This window comes from Streptomyces marianii, from assembly GCF_005795905.1.
GTDB lineage: Bacteria > Actinomycetota > Actinomycetes > Streptomycetales > Streptomycetaceae > Streptomyces > Streptomyces marianii.
The window spans coordinates 5,805,419-5,822,514 of record NZ_VAWE01000001.1; the positions used below are offsets into that span (position 1 = coordinate 5,805,419).

Consider the following 17,096-nt stretch of genomic DNA (forward strand, 5'->3'; position numbering starts at 1 on the left):
TCGGCACCGGGCCGGTCCGGGCCCCCGGCGGCCCGAGGACCGCGCCACCGGTCAGGGGTTGAACGCCCCCGGGTGGATCTGCTCGCGCGTCGCGGCGTACTGCTGGCGCACCGCCTGGCCGACGGAGAGTTCGTCACCCGCCTCGAAGACCTGAGCGGCCGCGCCCTGCCAGGACGGCGGGGTGTGCGGGGCGAGCGTCCCCTGCGCCGTCCCGAGCGCCCACGCCGCCTGCCGCGCCGCGCCCAGCGCCGCGTAGTCGGCGGGCTGCGGCACGACCACCTGCGCGGCGAAGATCGCGGGGGCGGCGGCCTGGACCGCCGGCAGCTCCGCGGCCTGCCCCAGCAGGAACACCCGGCGCACCACCACTCCGCGTCCGCGCAGCACGTCCAGCGCGTCGGCCAGCGAGCACAGCATGCCCTCGAACGCGGCACGCGCCAGATGCTCGGGCTTCATCGACTCGCGCCGCAGTCCCGTCAGAGTGCCCGCGGTGTGCGGCAGGTGCGGGGTGCGCTCGCCCTCCAGATAGGGGAGCAGCACCAGGCCGGAGGCGCCCGGGGTGGACTTCATGGCCAGCGCCGACAGCTCGGAGAGATCCTCGACGCCGAGCATCTCGGCGGTGCCGCGGAGCGCGCGTACGGCGTTGAGCGTGTGCACCACCGGGAGATGCATGCCGGTCGCATCGGCGAACGACGTGATCATCCCGGACGGGTCGGCGAGCGCCTCGTGGTGGATCGCCATCACGGAACCGGTGGCGCCGAGGGACACCACCGCGTCGCCGGTCGCGAGCCCCAGCCCGAACGCGGCGGCCATGGTCTCGCCGGTGCCGGCCGAGATCAGCAGTCCCTCCGGCGTCGTCCCGGCGGCGTCGGACGGGCCCAGCACCTCGGGCAGCGCCGCCTGATGTCCGAGCGCGAGCTCGACGAGATCGGGCCGGTACGAGCCGGTGCCCGCGGACCAGTACCCGGTCGCGGACGCCGCGCCGCGGTCCGTCGTCCTCCGCACCGGCCTGCCGAGCAGCTGCCACACCAGCCAGTCATGGGGCTGGAGCACCAGCGCGGTGCGCCGCGCCGCATCCGGTTCGGTCCGCGCCAGCCAGCGCAGTTTCGAGACGGGCAGTCCGGACTGGGGTACGCAGCCGACGGCCTCGGCCCACGCCTGCCGCCCGCCGAACGCCTCCACCAGATCGGCCGCCGCGGCCTGGGCCCGTTTGTCGTTCCCCACCATGGCGGGCCGTACGGGCGCACCGGACGAGTCCAGCGGTATCAGCCCGTGCTGCTGCGCGGATACGCCGATGGCCTGCACGCCCTCGAGTAGCCCCCCGGCCGCGGCCTCGCCCAGTGAGAGCAGCCACGCCTGCGGATCGACGTCGGTGGCCTTGGCCTCGACGGGATGCGGTGCGTATCCCTGGCGCAGTACGGCGCCCGTGTCCGCGTCGCAGACGACGATGCGAGTGAATGCGGACGAACTGTCCAACCCGGCGACTATCCCCATGCCCTCAGATTCTGCCGCACTCGCGCCACTCGCACGGCCGAGGGCCGCGCAACGGGGCGGGGGCGGCGCCTGCCGTGCCCCTCAGGGGCGGGCCGCCGGCCCTTCCCCACGGGCGAGCCCCGCGCCGGAAGGCACGGGGCTCGGGTGCGGCCGGTGCGGGAGGCGGGCTACGTATTGCTCGTGCCCCAGTCGTCCTCGCCGCCCTGACTCCGTTCCCGGAGTGACCGCACCCGCTCGGCAACGGCGTCGGGCATCCGGTCGCCGACCTTGTCGCTCACCGCGTGCAGCGCCTTGCCCGCCACCTCGCGGCTCGTCTGCGCGGCGGACTCCGCCGCGTTCCGCACGGCGGGGTTCCGCGCGAACTCCCGCGCCGACTTCTTCATCTGCTCGTAACGCTCCTGCCCGGCCCGCGCGCCGAGCACGTATCCCACACCGAGTCCGGCCATGAACGTGAGCCGGTAGCGCATGGCTGCCACCCTTCGCAGGCGTCGTCGCCGACGCCGATTCGATACGGACCGTGAGCTTGCGGTGCTCGCCTACCCGCGAGGCCCCGAGATCACCCTGCGATCACCCCGGGCGCCTGCCCGGAGCTCACCGCGTGGTCACCGGGGGGAACCGATTGGCGGAGCACCCCCCTGCTTGCGCTAATGTATGTGTCGCAGCGAGCGAGCGCCGCCCGGGAACGCCCGGGGTGGGTACGTTCGGTGCACACGCGACGATCCCCTGTAGCTCAATTGGCAGAGCAGCCGGCTGTTAACCGGCAGGTTACTGGTTCGAGTCCAGTCGGGGGAGCGCGATCCCCTGTAGCTCAATTGGCAGAGCATTCGGCTGTTAACCGGAGGGTTGCTGGTTCGAGTCCAGCCGGGGGAGCAGAGAGGGAAGAGGGCCCCGCGGGGGCCCTTTCTCATGTTGTCTTCCCGGCGTGGAACCGCCTGGGCGGCAGCGCTGTCCTCATGATCGTGGTCTTACCGACCATCCGAAGCAGGAGATCGTATGAGCGGCTATGCTGCGGCAGACGGCGCGCACACATGTGCGCGACGCGCCGTTGGGGGCGGTAGCTCAGCCGGTTAGAGCAGCGGACTCATAATCCGTCGGCCGTGGGTTCGAGTCCCACCCGCCCCACCACCTAGTGGTGACGCAGAAACGTTCTGACCAGCAACTTTGCTGGTCGGGGCGACTGCGGACAGGACCTTGGCGACCCTTGTCGATCATCGTTTCATGATCGTGAGGACAAATTGAGGACGCAGGTCACGCGGCGGGACGCAGTCCCTCGTCCGGCCCATCCTCGTCGGCCTCGGGAGCCTCGCCGGGGCCCTCCTCGGCCTCGCTCTCGGGCTCGTTCTGCTCCTCGTTCGGAGGGCTCTTCTTCTGCGGGGACCGAGGCACGACTGCGCTCGTCGACTCCGCCTCTGCGGTCAGAAGCTGAGGCAGGACGCTCGTGTAGGTGTCTGAGGTGATCTGCCGGGAGCTGTGTCCAAGCCGCTCCTGGACCACCTTGATGTCGGCCTTGCCGAGAAGCGCCAGCGTGGCCGACAGGTGCCGCGTGTCGTGCAGCCGGATAGGCGGAAGCCCGGACAGCTCCACGAGCCGGTTGAAGCGTCTGCTTATCCAGTCGGGGTGCAGAGGTTCGCCGTTCTCGTGTGTCCAGACTCGGTTGCTCTCGACCCAGGCGTCCTCGCCGGACCACTGCTCACGTTCCTTGCCCTGGGTGACCCGCCATTCCCCCCACTTCGCGCGCGTCTGGGAGTCGAGGGTGACGGTGCGGACGCTGTCCTGCTTCGGGGCCTCGTCGTACTGCCGGTACGCGATCTCCACGATCTGTGCGGAGATCCGGAACCAGGAACCGGAGAGGCTGACCTCCGTCCAGGGCAGAGCGCACATCTCGCCGCGCCGAGGACCACGGAAGACGAACCCGTGCCACATGCCGCAGAGCCGGTCGTCAGAGATGAAGTCGAGGAACTGGCCGGTCTGCTCCGGGGTCCAGACCATGACGGGGCTGGGCTTCTGGCCGGTTCGCTTCCACTCTTCGACCCGCTCGGGTGTCCAGACCAGGGCCTTGGGACGCCTGACCGCCGGCAGCTCGACCATGGCCGCCCAGTTGGTCGCGTACTCGCCGCGCTTGATGCCGCTGCCCAGGAACGAGCTGAGGGTGGCGTTGATGCGGTGCATCGTCGCGGCGCTGGTGATCTTCCGCTTGCCCTTGCGTCCCTCGCGGAGAGCGGCGTTGGCAGCCAGGTAGGCCCGGCGCGTGGCGCGGCGCTCCTCCTTCTTGCCCGCGGCGCGAACCCACGCCGTGTGGGCGGCGTCGCGTGCCTCCTCCAACTCCACCACCTTGGCGTGGTGAAGCAGCCGCTCGGAGTTCTCTCGCTCGATCGCGTCGTACATCGCCTCGACGTGGCGCAGCTTGAGGTCCCGCCGCTTGATGTGCCCGAGGTGCGGTTCGAGGTAGAGGGTGATGTGCTCCTCATACCCGTGCCGGGTGGTGCGGGCCAGGCCCCTCTTCCTCTTGAGCCAGCCATGCAGGTCCTCGCCCACGGTGGCGTCGCTGAGCACATCAGCGCCTCCGATGACGTCGCGGTAGACCTCCTCCGCCTTCGCCTTCGCATCGTTCTTCGTGGCGAATCCACCTCGCCGCACGCGCCGACGCTTGCCACCCTCCCCGGCTTCGAGCTCGAAGTAGAAGTACCAAGTACCATGCCCCTTCTGCGGGAGATTCGGGCAGTTTGCGTCAAGCATGCGCATTTTCGGCTTGCCGCTGGCGTTGAGTATGGGAGAGCCGTCCTCGTCGACGGCCGGTGCCTTGCACGCGCAGCGCCGGTAGTAGCTGGGATCGAACACGAACATCCCCTTCGTGGCTTTCGCTTGTGGATCTTCTGTGCGGGTCCTTGTCGAACCGCTGCTCTATCTTGCCCCAACACTCCAGTGTTGGCGTATCCTTATGGAGCGTTGGCGCGGGGGAGAACGCGACAACGGGAATGACCACGAAGAACGCTTCTGTAGCAACGGAATCTGGGGCCAGTGCCATGACCCTGGACGAACTGCTCGCGCTGCCGCCGACTGTGAACGTCACGACGGCTGCGCGGGCGCTGGGTATCGGTGTGCACAAGGCTTACAACTTGATCAAGGAGGGCTCGTTCCCCGTGCAGACGCTCACGATGGGCAGCACGGTGCGAGTCCCTACTGCCGCGCTGTGGCGAGTGCTCGAAGTGACGCCGCCCGCGCAGTGATCACGTAGCTTTGGTGTATCGATCCCCTAGGTCACGGCCCTGTTCACAAGCCTGTGGCCTAGGATCGGGCGGCTAGGAGGCACCAGAGAAGAACGGACGACCGCATGCCACGGCTCTACGGTTTCGACGACGCGTCGCGTCGTCGGCTACGTGATGACGAGGTGGGCCCGCTTCGCCAGATGGTCAGCCGGGCGGTCGAGGGCGGCCAGTCGAATGCGGACATCGCCGTCTGGGCGAACGGCGAGGGCTACCGGGGCACGCTCGGAGGAGAGTGGAAGGACGCCTCGGTCGGACGCCTCTTCCGGAACCCGGCCATTGCCGGGCTGCGCTATGACGAAGACGGTGAACTCGTCGACGCCGGCCATCCGGGCGCCATCACCCCGGAAGAGTTCAAGGCCCTCCAAGCGCGGGATCAGAGCCGGAAGACGGCTGACGCGGCCCCGCCCCACGACTACCTCCTGGTGGACGGCGCCAGTACGTGCGGCAAGTGCACCTGGGCTCTCCAAGGGGCACGCACGAACGCCGGGACGCCCGGGTACCGCTGCCGCCCAAAGGACAAGGACGGTCGGGGCGGTTGCGGCGAGGTCCGAATCGATGCCGAGCTTCTGGAGAACTACGTCGGCGAGTACGTTGTGGCCGAACTCCTCAAGCCCGGCATCCGCGACCAGATCCTCAAGGCTCAGGCTGCCGTCCGCGCCCAGGTCGAGAAGATGAAGGCAACCATCGAAGAGCTGGAGGGCCGCCGCGGTGAAGCGGCGACCCTCTACGGCCAGCGGCAGATTAGCAGTGAGGCGTTCGTGGCCGCCGATCGTGAGATCACGGCCAACCTGAAGGACACCCGATCGCGCCTGCGGTACGCCGAGCAGATGGCGGACTTCTCCCTCGGCAACGCCAAGGACCTGGTGCGGTGGTGGAACACGGCGCCGTCCGCGTCCAAGAGAGCCATCGTGAGGTTGTTCCTGGAAAACGTCGAGGTCTTCCCCGCGAGGGCCCGAGGAGTCCGCACCGTTGAGCCTGGCAGGGTTGTCCTGCACTGGCGCAAGCTGCCCGGCCTGTCAGACGCCCGCTGAAACGGACGCCTTACGGGACGAGATGCGCCTACCGACCATCGCCATGGTCAGGCCCGTGATGAGCGCGATGACGGCGAGACCGGCCAGGGCGGGCGAGGCGACCTCCTCGGCGCGCAGCGGCCAGGGGTGGCCGAGGTAGTGGCTCACCAGGTACGAGCCCTTGCTGGCCGCGTACGCGACACCCAGGATGGCTGCTGCGGCCGACATGCCCAGGCCGCGTGCCGACCAGATGTGTCCGCTCCGCCGCGCCGACAGAGCCATGCCGGAGCAGAGGAACGCGATCTCGCCGCACGTGATCGCCACGTAGGCCAGGTAGACCATGAGGTAGACCGTGACGCCCGGAACTGCCGCGTGCTCCGTCGTGAACTCAATGCTCTCGTTCGTGGTGGCGACGAACAGCGGCAGCATCGCGGTGAGGACGCAGGCAGCGAACGCGATCCGTGCGTACAGACTGGCCTTCAGCACCTCGTGGTTGTACGACCAGTCGACGAGCATGAGCTGAAGGCTGCCGCACCAGAGCACGGCGCAGAAGTGCGCTCCGAGCTTGGCAGCGTTGTTCATGCCGGTCATGGACTCGACGAGGTCTTCGACCGGGGGGATGGCGAAGACGACCCCGATCGTGCAGACGCCGAATGCCACGGTGCGGGCGAAGCGGGCGATGCGGTAGTCGTTCCGGCCGCGCTGGCGCCAGGCTTCCCTGGCAGAGAGCACTGTGCCCGCTATGCCAAAGAGCGCGGACAAGCCGAAGACGATGCCGTCCATTCACGTTCCTTCCAGATCAGAGACCGCCCGTTCTGCCGCTTCGGTGAAGCTGAGCCGCCGTCGCCGGCCTGGCCGCGGTGGTTCAGCGATAGGCGGCATGGGTTCGGGAACCTCGGGGACGGTGAGATCGCTACGTCCGTGACGTAGCCGAATCTCACGAGCGGCCTCAAGGAGTTCAGCGGCTCCAGCCTCCCCCAGGTCGTGGACTAGTCGAAGCGCCTCACGGGCGTCTTGTTGCTCCTCATAGACCGACAGGGAGGTCAAACCGTTGTAACCGGGCAGTAGGAAAGCTACCGGACAGTCGAATGCTCGTGCGAGGCCACGCAGTTGTGACGTCGAAGGGTTCGACTTGACGCCGTTCAGCAGGTCGTTCACGACCTGGTGGGTCATCGCAGGTCGCTCGCCGGGCCCCTCGGCCGTCGCGGCGGCCAGTGCGCGGGTGCTTGGGGTCTTGCCGTTCGCCTCGGTCTTGCGGCGCAGCAGCAGGGCGAGCTTGCTGGCGAGGGGGACATCCGGACCGGATGGCATGGTGCTGGACGCTCCTTCGGGGGTGCGGAGGCCCGGAAGGGGTGGCGGGCAGATCGGGTGGTGTGAGGAGTGAGACTCGTGGGACAGCTTAATGTCTATGTTGGTTGACAATAGACTGGGTCGCGAAGCAAGATCTGTTAGACCGTCAGTGCATCGCGTTACACAGCATGCGGGCCCCTACGCTCCTTCCGCTCTCCAGGTTGCGAGGTTGTGACCGGGGCCCCTGAATCGCTTGATGTGTGCCGTGAGATTTGTTGTGTGGGGATCTAAGTGGGCCGTCGCTCGTCGTGGAGGCGGAACGCTGCAACGCGGGGAGGAACGGGTGGGGATCGAGCTGGAGCGCGTGCTGGCCCGATTGGCAGAGTCTGGTGGCAGGGAGAACGTCGCCCTGGATGTGCGGGCGGCGCTCGACGCGCTGGGTGCCCTGTCGGTCGTCGACCCGGAGCGGGCCGGCTGTGACGCCGAGCGGCTGTGTGGCGCAGTCGCAGGCTGACCGGCGAATAGCGAGGGCGGGCTTCCCGGGGGAGGTCCGTGCTCACGCGTTTGACCTGCAAAAACTTCTCGAAAATTGTAGACCCCTCCCCGTAATGCATATAGAATAGAACTAGAAGGAAAAGGGGAGAAGCAGCCCCCACCGACCTCTTGGGAGTCCGAAATGCCGCACAAGTACGCCGCCCTGAAGATGCGCCAGGTCCGCCCCAACCCGAACCAGCCGCGCAAGACCTTCAATGAGGAGGCCCTGACCGAGCTGGCCGACTCGATCAAGAAGCACGGACTGATGCAGCCCATCGTCGTCCGCAAGGCCGACGAGGGCGGCTACGAACTGGTCGCCGGTGAGCGCCGTTACCGCGCCAACGAGATGGCGGGCAACATCACCATCGAGGCGAAGATCCTGCTCGCCGAGGGTGACGTCGAGATCAGCGACCTGGACTCCTTCAAGAAGGCCATGGCCGAGAACCTGAACCGCGAGGACATGCTCCCGCTGGAAGAGGCGCGCGGCTTCAAGAAGGTCCTGGACGAGGAGGAGGGTGCTGACCCTGCCAGCGTCGCGAAGACCTTCGCCAAGTCGGTCCAGTACGTCAACCAGCGCCTGGCCCTGCTCGCCCTCCGCCCCGAGATTCAGACGGCCGTCGACCTCGGGCACATCGGCACCCAGGCCGCCGTCCAGATCGCCGCCCTCTCGCGGGACAACCAGAAGGCCGTCTTCGAGGACTGGAAGAAGGGCGACAAGAGCGACAACCAGCTCGTCCACATCGCCTACGCCATGCGCAAGCAGGAGAAGGCGGCCCAGCAGGACTCCATGGTCGACGTCGAGGAGATGACCCCCGAGGAGAAGGCCCAGCGCACCCGCGCACAGGCCAAGACCAAGAGCGACCTCGACGAGATCGAGCGCATGTGCGATCTGCTGGACAGCGTCGGCAAGGCCGACCCGATGGAGCTGGCCCGCGTACTGGAGGGGCAGGTGGGCAAGCGACTGGAGCAGATGGACAGGGTCGCTGGCTTCGTGCAGAAGGCCCGCTTCAACCTCCGCCAGGCCAAGGCTCACGCCGACGCCAGCGAGATCATGGTCAACCCCGCGGCGGCTGCCCCCGACCTGGTCGCGGAGGCCGACGCCGCACTGGCCCGTCTGGAGCCCGCCGACGACAGCTCGGAGACGGAGGCGGCGCCTGCCGCCACCCCGCAGACCGAGGCCGCCGACGAGCCGGGGCACCAGCCCGCCCCGGACTCGGAGGAGAAGGACGCCGACGCCGACGCGCAGCCCGTCGCCATCGCGGCCTGACCATCCACCCGGGCGGCACCGGCCTCGGCGACGAGGCCGGTGCCCCCAGCCACCGCCTGACCATCCACCCGGGGCGGCCCCCAGCGGGCCGCCCCCCTCTCTTCCCTCGGGAGCCCCCAGTGATGAACGACATCCGCGCCATGCGCAACATCAACCGCAACCTGTTCGAGGGAGTGCCGGCCACGGCCAACGCCCTTGAGGAGTACGACTCCGACGCGGCCCGGCTCGTCCGCGAGGCCGCCCAGCACCTGGTCAAGGCCCGCCGCGACAACGACACGGAGGCCCTGAACGAAGCCAGCAACGCGACCTTCCTCGCTGCCGCTGAACTCCTCAACCAGGCAGGGCGCTCCGTCTACGTCCGGTTCCCCATCATGGTCGCGGCGCGCCTGGTCGAACTCGAAGCGGCGCTCCTCACCACCAACGCCCAGAGCGACGGCGGGGCGGAGGAGCGGACGGCGTGAAGCGGCCCGCACGCATCGACGGCCTCAAGACCTGGCCCGACAACGGCACGCTGCCGCCCGAAGTCTGCCGTCTCTGTGACGCCGACCTGGCCGACACCTGCAACCAGGTCGCCTCCGCGATCTGTGTCGTCTGCGGCTACTGGATCTGCGAGCTGTGCGACGGCGGCACGGACCCCGCCACGGGCGACGCCGTCTGCGCCGACGACAAGGGCCACCCGCTCGCCGTCAACTGCAACGAGTACGCCTGACCTTGGAGTTCACCATGAAGATAGATCCCGACGTTCTCGAAGTGCTCCGTGCGGCCTCGGTCGACGGCCCGGAGCTCCGGCTGAACGGCCAGCTCGACCGCAAGCTGTACGAGCGCGTCAACCTCGCCCTGCACGCAGTCGGCGGCCGGTGGCACCGCTACAGGAAGGCCCACGTCTTCACCGTCGATGCCGCCGACGCCGTAGCCGGACTGCTCGCTACCGGCGAGGTGCTCACCGACGCCGACCGAGGGTTCTACGCGACGCCCAAGCCCACGGTCGAACGCCTCCTGGACCTCGCCGAGCTCGAACCCGGATGCGAGGTGCTGGAGCCCTCTGCGGGGCGCGGCGCCATCGCCGAAGCCGTCGCCGCCCGCGGGGCCGTCGTGGACTGTGTCGAACTCGACGCCGCTCGGGCGGAGCACATCCGCGCCGGCGGGTACGCCCGGCAGGTCACCACCGCCGACTTCTTCACGGTCAAGGTGGAGCGCCGCTACCAACGGGTTATCATGAACCCCCCGTTCGCGGGGCGGCAGGACATCCGGCACGTGGAGCGGGCGTTGCGCTTCATCCAGCCCGGTGGCCTTCTCGTCGCGATCATGTACGGGAGCCTCACCTACCGGGACGACAGAAGGACGAAGGACTTCCTCGCTCGGATATGGGAGGCGCGGGGAACCCTCTGGGAGCTGCCCGCCGAGGCCTTTCCGGCGGTGGGCGTGGCGACGGTGATCGCTGTCATCCCGGTTCGCGACGTGGCGCCTCCAACGACCCTCAAGCAGATCACGCTCAGGCCCGAGGACTTCACCGCTCGGCCCCGGGCCGTGCAGCAGGACCTGTTCTTCACGGACGGACCGACCGAGCACGGCACGGCGCCCTTCGAGGGGTTCGGCTACGGGGCTCCGCCTGACGGGAGGGATCACGCCGGGGAAAGATAGATCCCAACACTCAAGAGTGATACGGTCTTTCTCGTTGGTGGGAACGGCCACAGCCGAGGAACCGGCCCACCAGCACGCCGTGGCATGCGGCATCCCCTTCGGTGCCTGGCGGGTGGCCAATCCCCCGCGCCCTACCCGCCAGGCACCGGCTCCGCGCCGAAGCGAAGCCGCCGGGACCGCGACGCCACGAACACGACCGGACCCGCCTCCGCCCACGCCGGGGGCGGGTCCCGTGCACTCCGGAGCGACATGAGCGCAGACGACTTCAAGGGCAACCCGGAAGACCGCGAGCTGTACCTGCGCCTGCTCATCGAACGGGACGGCCCACCGGAATTGGCCGCCGACGAGCGGGACCCGGGCCGAAGGATTCGCACAGCCCCCGACCGAGACGGCGCGCGGTGCGGCGCAGAACTCGAAGCGGCCATCTCATCCAGACGACGACCCAGGAGAACAGCGGCATGACCGACGACCAGACATCCAAGCAGACCGGGCGCGGCGAGCCCCCCGTACCGGGTGCGGAGTGGTGCAACGCCTGCGACGCCTGGTGCGTGCCGCCGGGCATCTGCCGCTGCAACAACCGATAGACGCGTGGGGCGGCGGCCGTCACCGTCGCCCCACGCTCACCCCGACTTCAAGGACCTGCTTATGACCACTGGCCTCTACAACTCCTTCGCCGCGCTCGCCAGCGCGCAGATCGAAGGCATCGACTACCAACGCTCCTGGCGCTCGTCCCCGATCTCCACGCTGCTCCACCTGGCCATTCACGGCGGCGGGATCGAGCAGGGCACGAGCGAACTCGCCAGCGCAGCCGCGGGCGACGTCCACGACTTCTACACCTTCGACGGGATCAAGCAGGCTAACAACGGCGACCTGCACATCACGTCGACCAGCTTCGATGACCCCCAGGCACTGGCGCTGGCTCAGGGCGCCACCCACGTCATCTCCTGGCACGGAGCCGCCGGCGCGACGCCAATGACGAACCTCGGCGGCCTCGACTACACCCTGCGCGACCGCATCGGTCAGTCCCTGGCGCAGGCGGGATTCGCCGTACAGGTCGCCAACGAGGAGATCAACGGCAACGACGCCACGAACATCTGCAACCGCGGCGTACGCGGCATGGGCGTGCAACTGGAGATCAGCACCGCCCAGCGCCAGGCGTTCTTCCTGAACGGAGACATGTCACGCGCCAACCGCGAGAACGTGACTGGAGTCTTCACCTCCTACGTCACGGCTGTGACCAGCGCCATCGCGAAGGCCCTCGTCGCCGCAGGCAAGGGGCAGCCCGTGGTCGTTCCCCAGCGGGATCGCGGGTCGGTCGACTCGGTAGCGTCGGGCGCATGACCACGTCGCGCCAGTACACCGGTGAGCGGATCGACGTCGAACCGCTCACCGCCAGCACCATCACCGACAACCAGCTCGACGCCATCCGCGCCGAACTCGCCCACTACCGGGCCGGAGGCGAGGGGGCTAACCCCGCAGCCGTCAGCGGCACTCCGCCGACGACGGCCCCGGCTCCCGAGGACGCCAGCCAGCCGGCCGAACCGAACGGAACCGCCCGCTGATCGTCTAGTGTTGGCGTGCGTAGGGCGCGGGGAACGGCCTACACAAGGGACGCCCGTGACCGCGCTCGCCAACATCCCCGAACAGCTCCTGCCGCTCGCCGTGCCCATCGGCGACCTGGCCCCGTACCACCGCAATCCCCGCACCGGCGACCTCCCGGCCATCGCCGAGTCGCTGACGGTCAACGGCCAGTACCGGCCCGTCGTGGTCAACAAGGGAACCCACACCGGACGCCCCAACGAGATCCTGGCGGGCAACCACACCGTGGCCGCCGCCCAGCAACTCGGCTGGGAACACATCGCGGCCACCTGGATCGACGTCGATGACGAAGCCGCAGCACGCATCGTCATCGTCGACAACCGGACCAACGACCTCGCGGGATACGACACCGCCCTGCTGGCCGAAGTCCTCTCCGAGATCCCCGACCTCGCCGGTACCGGATACGACCGCGAAAGCGTCGACCGGCTCCTTGACGACACCTCGCTCCCCGAGACGCTGGAGCTGACCTCCGACGGCGCGGGCACCGGAGCCGCCGCCACAGTGGACTACCTCCAGTGGGGCTACCTCCAGTGGGAGTCCAAGCGGGTTCGGATCACCTCCGAAGAGGTTGAAGCCCTCAACGCCATCTACACGAAGTTCGTCGACGACACCAACAGCGACCTCGGCTTCGGCTGGCACGTCCTCCAGGAAGCCCACCAGGAGGGCGACGCCGCATGAGCAAGGCACCCACGACGACGTTCTACGAGTCGTACCCGCTCGATCAACTGCGCCCCGCCGACTACAACCCGCGCCGCCTCAGCGAGACGGCCTTCGTCCGGCTCCAGGCATCGCTGCGCCGCCACGGAGTCGTCAAGCCGGTGATCCTCAACGCGGACGGCACGCTGGTCGCAGGCCACCAGAGGACGAAGGGTCTCAAGGCCATCGGCATGACCCACACCCCCGCGGTCATGCTCGGCACGAAGGTCCGCCTCCAGGACGAGATCCAGTTCAACCTGCTGCACAACCGTGTGGAGACCGAGGCGAGCATCGTCTACGCCGAGCCCGGCGAGATCGGCGCCTGGTCCTGGATTCCGTGGCAGTCCATCCGCGTCGCCGAGCGCAAGAACCTCTCCTTCGTCAACGCCATCGGCCACATGACCGCCGGCCACGGCCCCTGGGGCAGCGTCGTCATCGACGACCAGGGCCGCATCGTCCTCAACGCCGAGTACGCCGTCGTCGCCTCCTTCTCGCGCTTCGACCTCCTCGCCTGGACCGTGGCCTCGGCCGACGCCGCCCAGCTCCACGCCGATCTCACCGGCGAGTACGGCGTCTACGACTGGAGCGCGATCGAGGACAAGGCCCCGGTCTGGAACCAGCACATCGTCCAGCCCAAGCGGCTGCGACAGTTCTCCTCCAAGGCCAAGGCGGGGAAGCTCGCGTACGGCTCCGAGACATGGGACCAGCTCGTCACGCCCTGGCTCAAGCCCACTCAGCGCGTCGTGGACTTCGGCGCCGGATACGGCGACTACGCCAAGCACCTGCGGGCCAAGGGCTTCAACATCCACGACTACGAGCCCTACCGGTGCCGGGACGGCTCTTACGCCGTCGACATCCGGGCCGTCGTCGGCATGATCCGCGACATCGACAAGGACATCCGGGCCAACGGCCTGTACGACGTCGTTGTCCTGGACTCCGTCATCAACGCCACCACCTCGCTCGACTACCAGCATTGGGTGATGACCACCGTCAACGCCCTGTGCGCTGCTGACGGGGTGGTGTGCCTCGGCACGCGGAGCCTTGCACGCGAACTGCGCGACGAGCAGGCCAAGCGGGTCACCTCGCAGACCGCGACCACGAAGATGAGCTTCCTCGACGACGACAACGTGGAGATGAACTTCGTCAAGGGGAAGTGGCAGAAGCTCCGTTTCCACACGCCCGAGACGCTGGAGCCCATGCTCCGGCGCTACTTCAAGGACGTGAAAGTCACTGACCTCAGCGGGTCCAACCTGAAGGCGACATGCCGTCGTCCCATCCCGCTCCCAAAAGAGGAATACGAGAAGGCATTCGAAGAGGAATTCAGCATGCCTTACCCGAATGGCTTCCGTCATGACAGGCATCTGGAATTGGTGGGAAATTTGATAAAATTGGTAGTAGAGAGAAATGAATCTCTCGCCAATTAGGAAACGCAATTGGGGAGCGCATGTCGCAGCGAATGCAGATACAGATTGAATCGCGAAGTCGGTACCACATCATGTGGCTGGCTGGCGTGCGGCACGTCGCCCTCGACCAGCACTGCCTGCGAAGCTTCGGCCAGCCCGACCGCCCCCGAGTGGACGTCCGCCGGCGGCACCAGTCCCTCGAACTCACGCAGGGCAATCCGCCGCTGGCCTGGTACCTGTGCGCTCTGCCCAACCCATGGAACTGGAGTCAGAACGCCCACCTGGCCTTCGAGGGTGCGCCGGGAGAACAGTGGGACGGCCCCGCCCTCGTGCCAGGGCTGTACGTACACCTCGACAACGCCCGCCCGATCACCGGATGGGGCGAGCACAGCATTCCCGCCGACGAACCACGCCGGAACTCCGTCCGCTACCGCACCTGCCGCAACTATCAATTCGCCTGGTGGCTCCGCACCCAGCGGAACGCGCCGGACGCACCGCCCGAGTTCATCCCGCCGAAGAGGCCAGGCGAGGGTGAACAGATGTCGCTGATGTGATTCCCCCCGGAGCGGGGCCGGACGATCACTGTCCGGCCCCCTCCGTCTTGTCCGCAACTCCCCTCTATCAAATGAGGAGTTCGGCGAGAACGTCACCGAGGCGGTGCAGAGGGCGGCTCTCGGCAAGGAAATGGGATCATGGACCTGGGCGCGGGGGCGCACCCGAGCTGTGGAGGACCCCCGCCGTGGGACGCCCCGACAAAGCCGCGCGTGCGGCCATCGCGCGCCGCCGCTCGGACGCCATCGACCTACGACTCGCCGGCGTGGACTGGCTCACGATCGCTCGCAAGCTCGCCGCAGATCCGACCGCTAACTCCGACGGCATCGCCTACCCCCAGGGCTACGGCATCGAGCGGTACCGCAAGAACCAGGACCCGCCCACCGACGAGGCCCTGATCCACGCTGCCTGCCGCGATGTCCGCACCGCCCTCGCCGACCGCCGTGCCGAGTTGAACGACGACGTCGACGAGCTGCGCGCGCTGGAGGCCGACCGTCTCGACCGGCTGTTCTTCGTGGCGTACAAGAAGGCGGTCCGCGACCAGGACCTCGGGGCCATCGACCGAACCCTGCGGATCATGGAGCGGCGCGCCCGGCTGCTCGGCCTCGACATGCCCGTCCGAACGGAGCTGTCCGGCCCCGACGGCGGGCCGGTGCAGATCGAGAACGTCACCGCCGACGAACTCGACGCCCTGATCGCCCTCACCGACCCGGACGCCGAATGAGGCCCCGCGACAACGAGAGCGTCATCGCCCACTACAAGACGCTCCCCCCAGCCCAGCGCCGCGCCATCGCTCGGTCCGCCTCACCGACGCTGCGGGCCGAGCTGGCGTGCGCGGAGCGGCAGTTGGCCATGGACCGCTCGCCGGGAGCCCTCGCCGCCGTCCTCACCGGCGGGCGGGAGATGCAGGCGCCGCACCTGGACCTGATCGACCGTGCCTTCATCGACATGGCCGAGGGCCGGTGCGACCGCGTCATGCTCACCATGCCCCCGCGGCATGGCAAGAGCCGACGCGCCTCGCGCTGGGCACCGCTCTGGTACCTCCGGCGCAACCCCGGCCACCGCATGATGATCGCTAGCTACTCCGCCGACCTGGCCGACGACCACGGCCGCTGGATCAGGGACGCCATCTACACCTGGGGCGACGACCTCGGCATCCAGCTTGCGCCCGGCAGCAAGGCCGCCAACCGCTTCGACATCGTCGGCGGCGAAGGCGGGCTCCTCGCTGCGGGCATCGGAGGTGGACTCACCGGACGCGGCGCCCACATCGCCATCGTGGACGACCCGGTCAAGGACATGGCCGACGCGGACTCTCCGACCATGCGCAAGCGCGCCTGGGACTGGTGGACCTCCGTCATACAGACCCGACTCGAACCGACCGGCGCCATCTGCCTGATCCAGACCCGCTGGCATGAAGATGACCTCGCCGGACGCATCCTCGCCACCGAGCGCGACGCGTGGCGCGTCATCGACCTACCAGCTCTCGCCGACGGCCCCGACGACCCGCTCGGCCGGGAACCCGGCGAGCCGTTGTGGCCTCAGCGGTTCGACGCAGCCCACCACGCCCGAACCCGCAAGCGTGTCGGCGAACGGGTATGGGGCGCCCTCTACATGCAGAAGCCGCGCCCGCCGGAGGGAGGCGTCTGGAAGCGCGAGTGGATCGACACCGCCAGGATCAACGCCGTCCAGTTCTCCGGCATCGACATGGCGCGCATCGTCGTGGCCGTCGACCCCGCCGGCGGAGAGTCCACCGTCGGCGACGAGACCGGCGTCATCGGCGTGGGCCGGGACTTCGACCGGCAGCTCTACGTCCTCGCCGACCGGTCAGGCTCCATGGGCGCCAACGACTGGGGCCTTGCCGCCTGCCGACTCGCCCTCGAACTCAAGGCCGACGCCATCGTGGTGGAGAAGAACTACGGCGGAGACATGGCAAGGCAGATCGTCACGCAGGCATGGGAGCAGCTACGCCGTGAAGGCGTCACCAAGGGCCTGCTCATGCCGATGATCCTGGAGGTCACCGCCAAGGTAGGCAAGCGCCTCCGCGCCGCGCCCGTGGCCCAGCTCTACGAGCAGCAGCTCGTTCACCACGTCGGCGAGTACACCGAGCTGGAGGACCAGATGGTCACCTGGGTCGAAGGAATGGACAGCCCGGACCGTATGGACGCCGCCGTGCACGGGTTGACCGAACTCGCCGACCCGGACCAACTCGACACGCTGCCAACGGACATTGACGATGACCGCTTCGACGGCCGCCGCTGACCTCCAGCTCCGCCAGCACCGGAAACGGCCCCAAGAGGAAACGGCCCAGCCCGCTCGGGAGCCTCGGACCGCTGCTAGCCTCACGATC

At 68.4% G+C, this 17,096-nt stretch carries 21 protein-coding genes and 3 tRNA genes; 19 read left to right on the plus strand and 5 right to left on the minus strand.

Annotated features, from left to right (window positions below):
- Positions 1–51: 51 nt before the first annotated feature.
- Both FEF34_RS26295 and FEF34_RS26300 read right to left on the minus strand, forming a co-directional pair.
- Positions 52–1,491 (minus strand): FGGY family carbohydrate kinase, encoded by a 1,440-nt coding sequence (locus tag FEF34_RS26295; RefSeq protein ID WP_138055351.1) that lies wholly within the window; start codon positions 1,489–1,491, stop codon positions 52–54.
- A gap of 167 nt (positions 1,492–1,658) precedes the next feature.
- On the minus strand, positions 1,659–1,958 hold the full coding sequence (locus FEF34_RS26300; RefSeq protein ID WP_138055352.1) for a YtxH domain-containing protein: 300 nt from the start codon (positions 1,956–1,958) through the stop codon (positions 1,659–1,661).
- Positions 1,959–2,210: 252 nt separating this feature from the next.
- Between FEF34_RS26300 and FEF34_RS26305 the strand changes: the two genes are divergently transcribed.
- From FEF34_RS26305 to FEF34_RS26315, 3 genes are all read left to right on the plus strand, one after another.
- Positions 2,211–2,283, plus strand: a tRNA-Asn gene (locus tag FEF34_RS26305).
- A 5-nt stretch (positions 2,284–2,288) separates the two neighbouring features.
- Positions 2,289–2,361 (plus strand) — tRNA-Asn (locus FEF34_RS26310).
- A 178-nt stretch (positions 2,362–2,539) separates the two neighbouring features.
- Positions 2,540–2,616: transfer RNA gene (locus FEF34_RS26315), tRNA-Ile, on the plus strand.
- A gap of 123 nt (positions 2,617–2,739) precedes the next feature.
- On the opposite strand, the gene FEF34_RS26320 is transcribed toward FEF34_RS26315, so the two are convergent.
- Positions 2,740–4,329 carry a tyrosine-type recombinase/integrase gene (locus FEF34_RS26320; RefSeq protein ID WP_138055353.1) on the minus strand — a complete coding sequence of 530 codons (1,590 nt, stop codon included), beginning with the start codon at positions 4,327–4,329 and terminating at the stop codon, positions 2,740–2,742.
- A gap of 137 nt (positions 4,330–4,466) precedes the next feature.
- On the opposite strand from FEF34_RS26320, the gene FEF34_RS26325 reads away from it, so the two are divergent.
- Both FEF34_RS26325 and FEF34_RS26330 read left to right on the plus strand, forming a co-directional pair.
- Positions 4,467–4,718: a DNA-binding protein gene (locus FEF34_RS26325; protein ID WP_234042564.1), complete on the plus strand. Its 252-nt coding sequence runs from the start codon at positions 4,467–4,469 to the stop codon at positions 4,716–4,718.
- A gap of 104 nt (positions 4,719–4,822) precedes the next feature.
- Complete coding sequence (locus tag FEF34_RS26330; RefSeq protein ID WP_138055354.1) at positions 4,823–5,788, plus strand: recombinase family protein; 966 nt, start codon at positions 4,823–4,825, stop codon at positions 5,786–5,788.
- Here FEF34_RS26330 and FEF34_RS26335 read toward each other — a convergent pair.
- Both FEF34_RS26335 and FEF34_RS26340 read right to left on the minus strand, forming a co-directional pair.
- Positions 5,774–6,550, minus strand: coding sequence for a hypothetical protein (locus FEF34_RS26335; RefSeq protein ID WP_138055355.1), 777 nt, complete (start codon positions 6,548–6,550; stop codon positions 5,774–5,776). The genes FEF34_RS26330 and FEF34_RS26335 overlap by 15 nt on opposite strands.
- The gene (locus FEF34_RS26340; protein WP_138055356.1) at positions 6,551–7,078 is read right to left on the minus strand and encodes a hypothetical protein; all 528 of its coding nucleotides are present in this window, start codon (positions 7,076–7,078) and stop codon (positions 6,551–6,553) included. It abuts the gene before it with no gap.
- A gap of 322 nt (positions 7,079–7,400) precedes the next feature.
- On the opposite strand from FEF34_RS26340, the gene FEF34_RS41460 reads away from it, so the two are divergent.
- The 14 genes from FEF34_RS41460 (at position 7,401) to FEF34_RS26395 (ending at position 17,008) form a co-directional block, all read left to right on the plus strand.
- Positions 7,401–7,571 (plus strand): hypothetical protein, encoded by a 171-nt coding sequence (locus tag FEF34_RS41460; protein WP_171053094.1) that lies wholly within the window; start codon positions 7,401–7,403, stop codon positions 7,569–7,571.
- A 162-nt stretch (positions 7,572–7,733) separates the two neighbouring features.
- Positions 7,734–8,858, plus strand: a complete 1,125-nt coding sequence (locus FEF34_RS26345) for a ParB/RepB/Spo0J family partition protein (protein ID WP_138055357.1) — start codon at positions 7,734–7,736, stop codon at positions 8,856–8,858.
- Between the two features lie 122 nt (positions 8,859–8,980).
- The gene (locus tag FEF34_RS26350) at positions 8,981–9,319 is read left to right on the plus strand and encodes a hypothetical protein (protein ID WP_138055358.1); all 339 of its coding nucleotides are present in this window, start codon (positions 8,981–8,983) and stop codon (positions 9,317–9,319) included.
- Complete coding sequence (locus FEF34_RS26355; RefSeq protein ID WP_138055359.1) at positions 9,316–9,567, plus strand: hypothetical protein; 252 nt, start codon at positions 9,316–9,318, stop codon at positions 9,565–9,567. The genes FEF34_RS26350 and FEF34_RS26355 overlap by 4 nt, the downstream gene beginning before the upstream one ends.
- 14 nt (positions 9,568–9,581) lie before the next feature.
- Positions 9,582–10,499: a methyltransferase gene (locus FEF34_RS26360; RefSeq protein ID WP_138055360.1), complete on the plus strand. Its 918-nt coding sequence runs from the start codon at positions 9,582–9,584 to the stop codon at positions 10,497–10,499.
- A gap of 249 nt (positions 10,500–10,748) precedes the next feature.
- A complete protein-coding gene (locus FEF34_RS26365) occupies positions 10,749–10,961 on the plus strand; it encodes a hypothetical protein (RefSeq protein ID WP_138055361.1) in 213 nt (70 codons plus the stop codon).
- Complete coding sequence (locus FEF34_RS43745) at positions 10,958–11,083, plus strand: hypothetical protein (RefSeq protein WP_267905264.1); 126 nt, start codon at positions 10,958–10,960, stop codon at positions 11,081–11,083. The genes FEF34_RS26365 and FEF34_RS43745 overlap by 4 nt, the downstream gene beginning before the upstream one ends.
- Positions 11,084–11,144: 61 nt before the next feature.
- Complete coding sequence (locus FEF34_RS26370; RefSeq protein WP_138055362.1) at positions 11,145–11,840, plus strand: poly-gamma-glutamate hydrolase family protein; 696 nt, start codon at positions 11,145–11,147, stop codon at positions 11,838–11,840.
- Entirely contained in the window at positions 11,837–12,061 is a 225-nt protein-coding gene (locus tag FEF34_RS41465; protein ID WP_171053095.1) for a hypothetical protein, read from the plus strand. Before FEF34_RS26370 ends, FEF34_RS41465 begins: the two co-directional genes overlap by 4 nt.
- Positions 12,062–12,116: 55 nt before the next feature.
- Positions 12,117–12,776: a ParB/RepB/Spo0J family partition protein gene (locus FEF34_RS26375; RefSeq protein ID WP_171053096.1), complete on the plus strand. Its 660-nt coding sequence runs from the start codon at positions 12,117–12,119 to the stop codon at positions 12,774–12,776.
- Positions 12,773–14,218: a methyltransferase domain-containing protein gene (locus FEF34_RS26380; protein ID WP_138055364.1), complete on the plus strand. Its 1,446-nt coding sequence runs from the start codon at positions 12,773–12,775 to the stop codon at positions 14,216–14,218. The genes FEF34_RS26375 and FEF34_RS26380 overlap by 4 nt, the downstream gene beginning before the upstream one ends.
- A gap of 86 nt (positions 14,219–14,304) precedes the next feature.
- Positions 14,305–14,751: a hypothetical protein gene (locus tag FEF34_RS26385; RefSeq protein ID WP_138055365.1), complete on the plus strand. Its 447-nt coding sequence runs from the start codon at positions 14,305–14,307 to the stop codon at positions 14,749–14,751.
- A gap of 185 nt (positions 14,752–14,936) precedes the next feature.
- Positions 14,937–15,473: a hypothetical protein gene (locus FEF34_RS26390; RefSeq protein ID WP_138055366.1), complete on the plus strand. Its 537-nt coding sequence runs from the start codon at positions 14,937–14,939 to the stop codon at positions 15,471–15,473.
- Positions 15,470–17,008, plus strand: coding sequence for a terminase large subunit domain-containing protein (locus FEF34_RS26395; protein ID WP_138055367.1), 1,539 nt, complete (start codon positions 15,470–15,472; stop codon positions 17,006–17,008). The genes FEF34_RS26390 and FEF34_RS26395 overlap by 4 nt, the downstream gene beginning before the upstream one ends.
- The last annotated feature ends 88 nt before the right edge of the window (positions 17,009–17,096 follow it).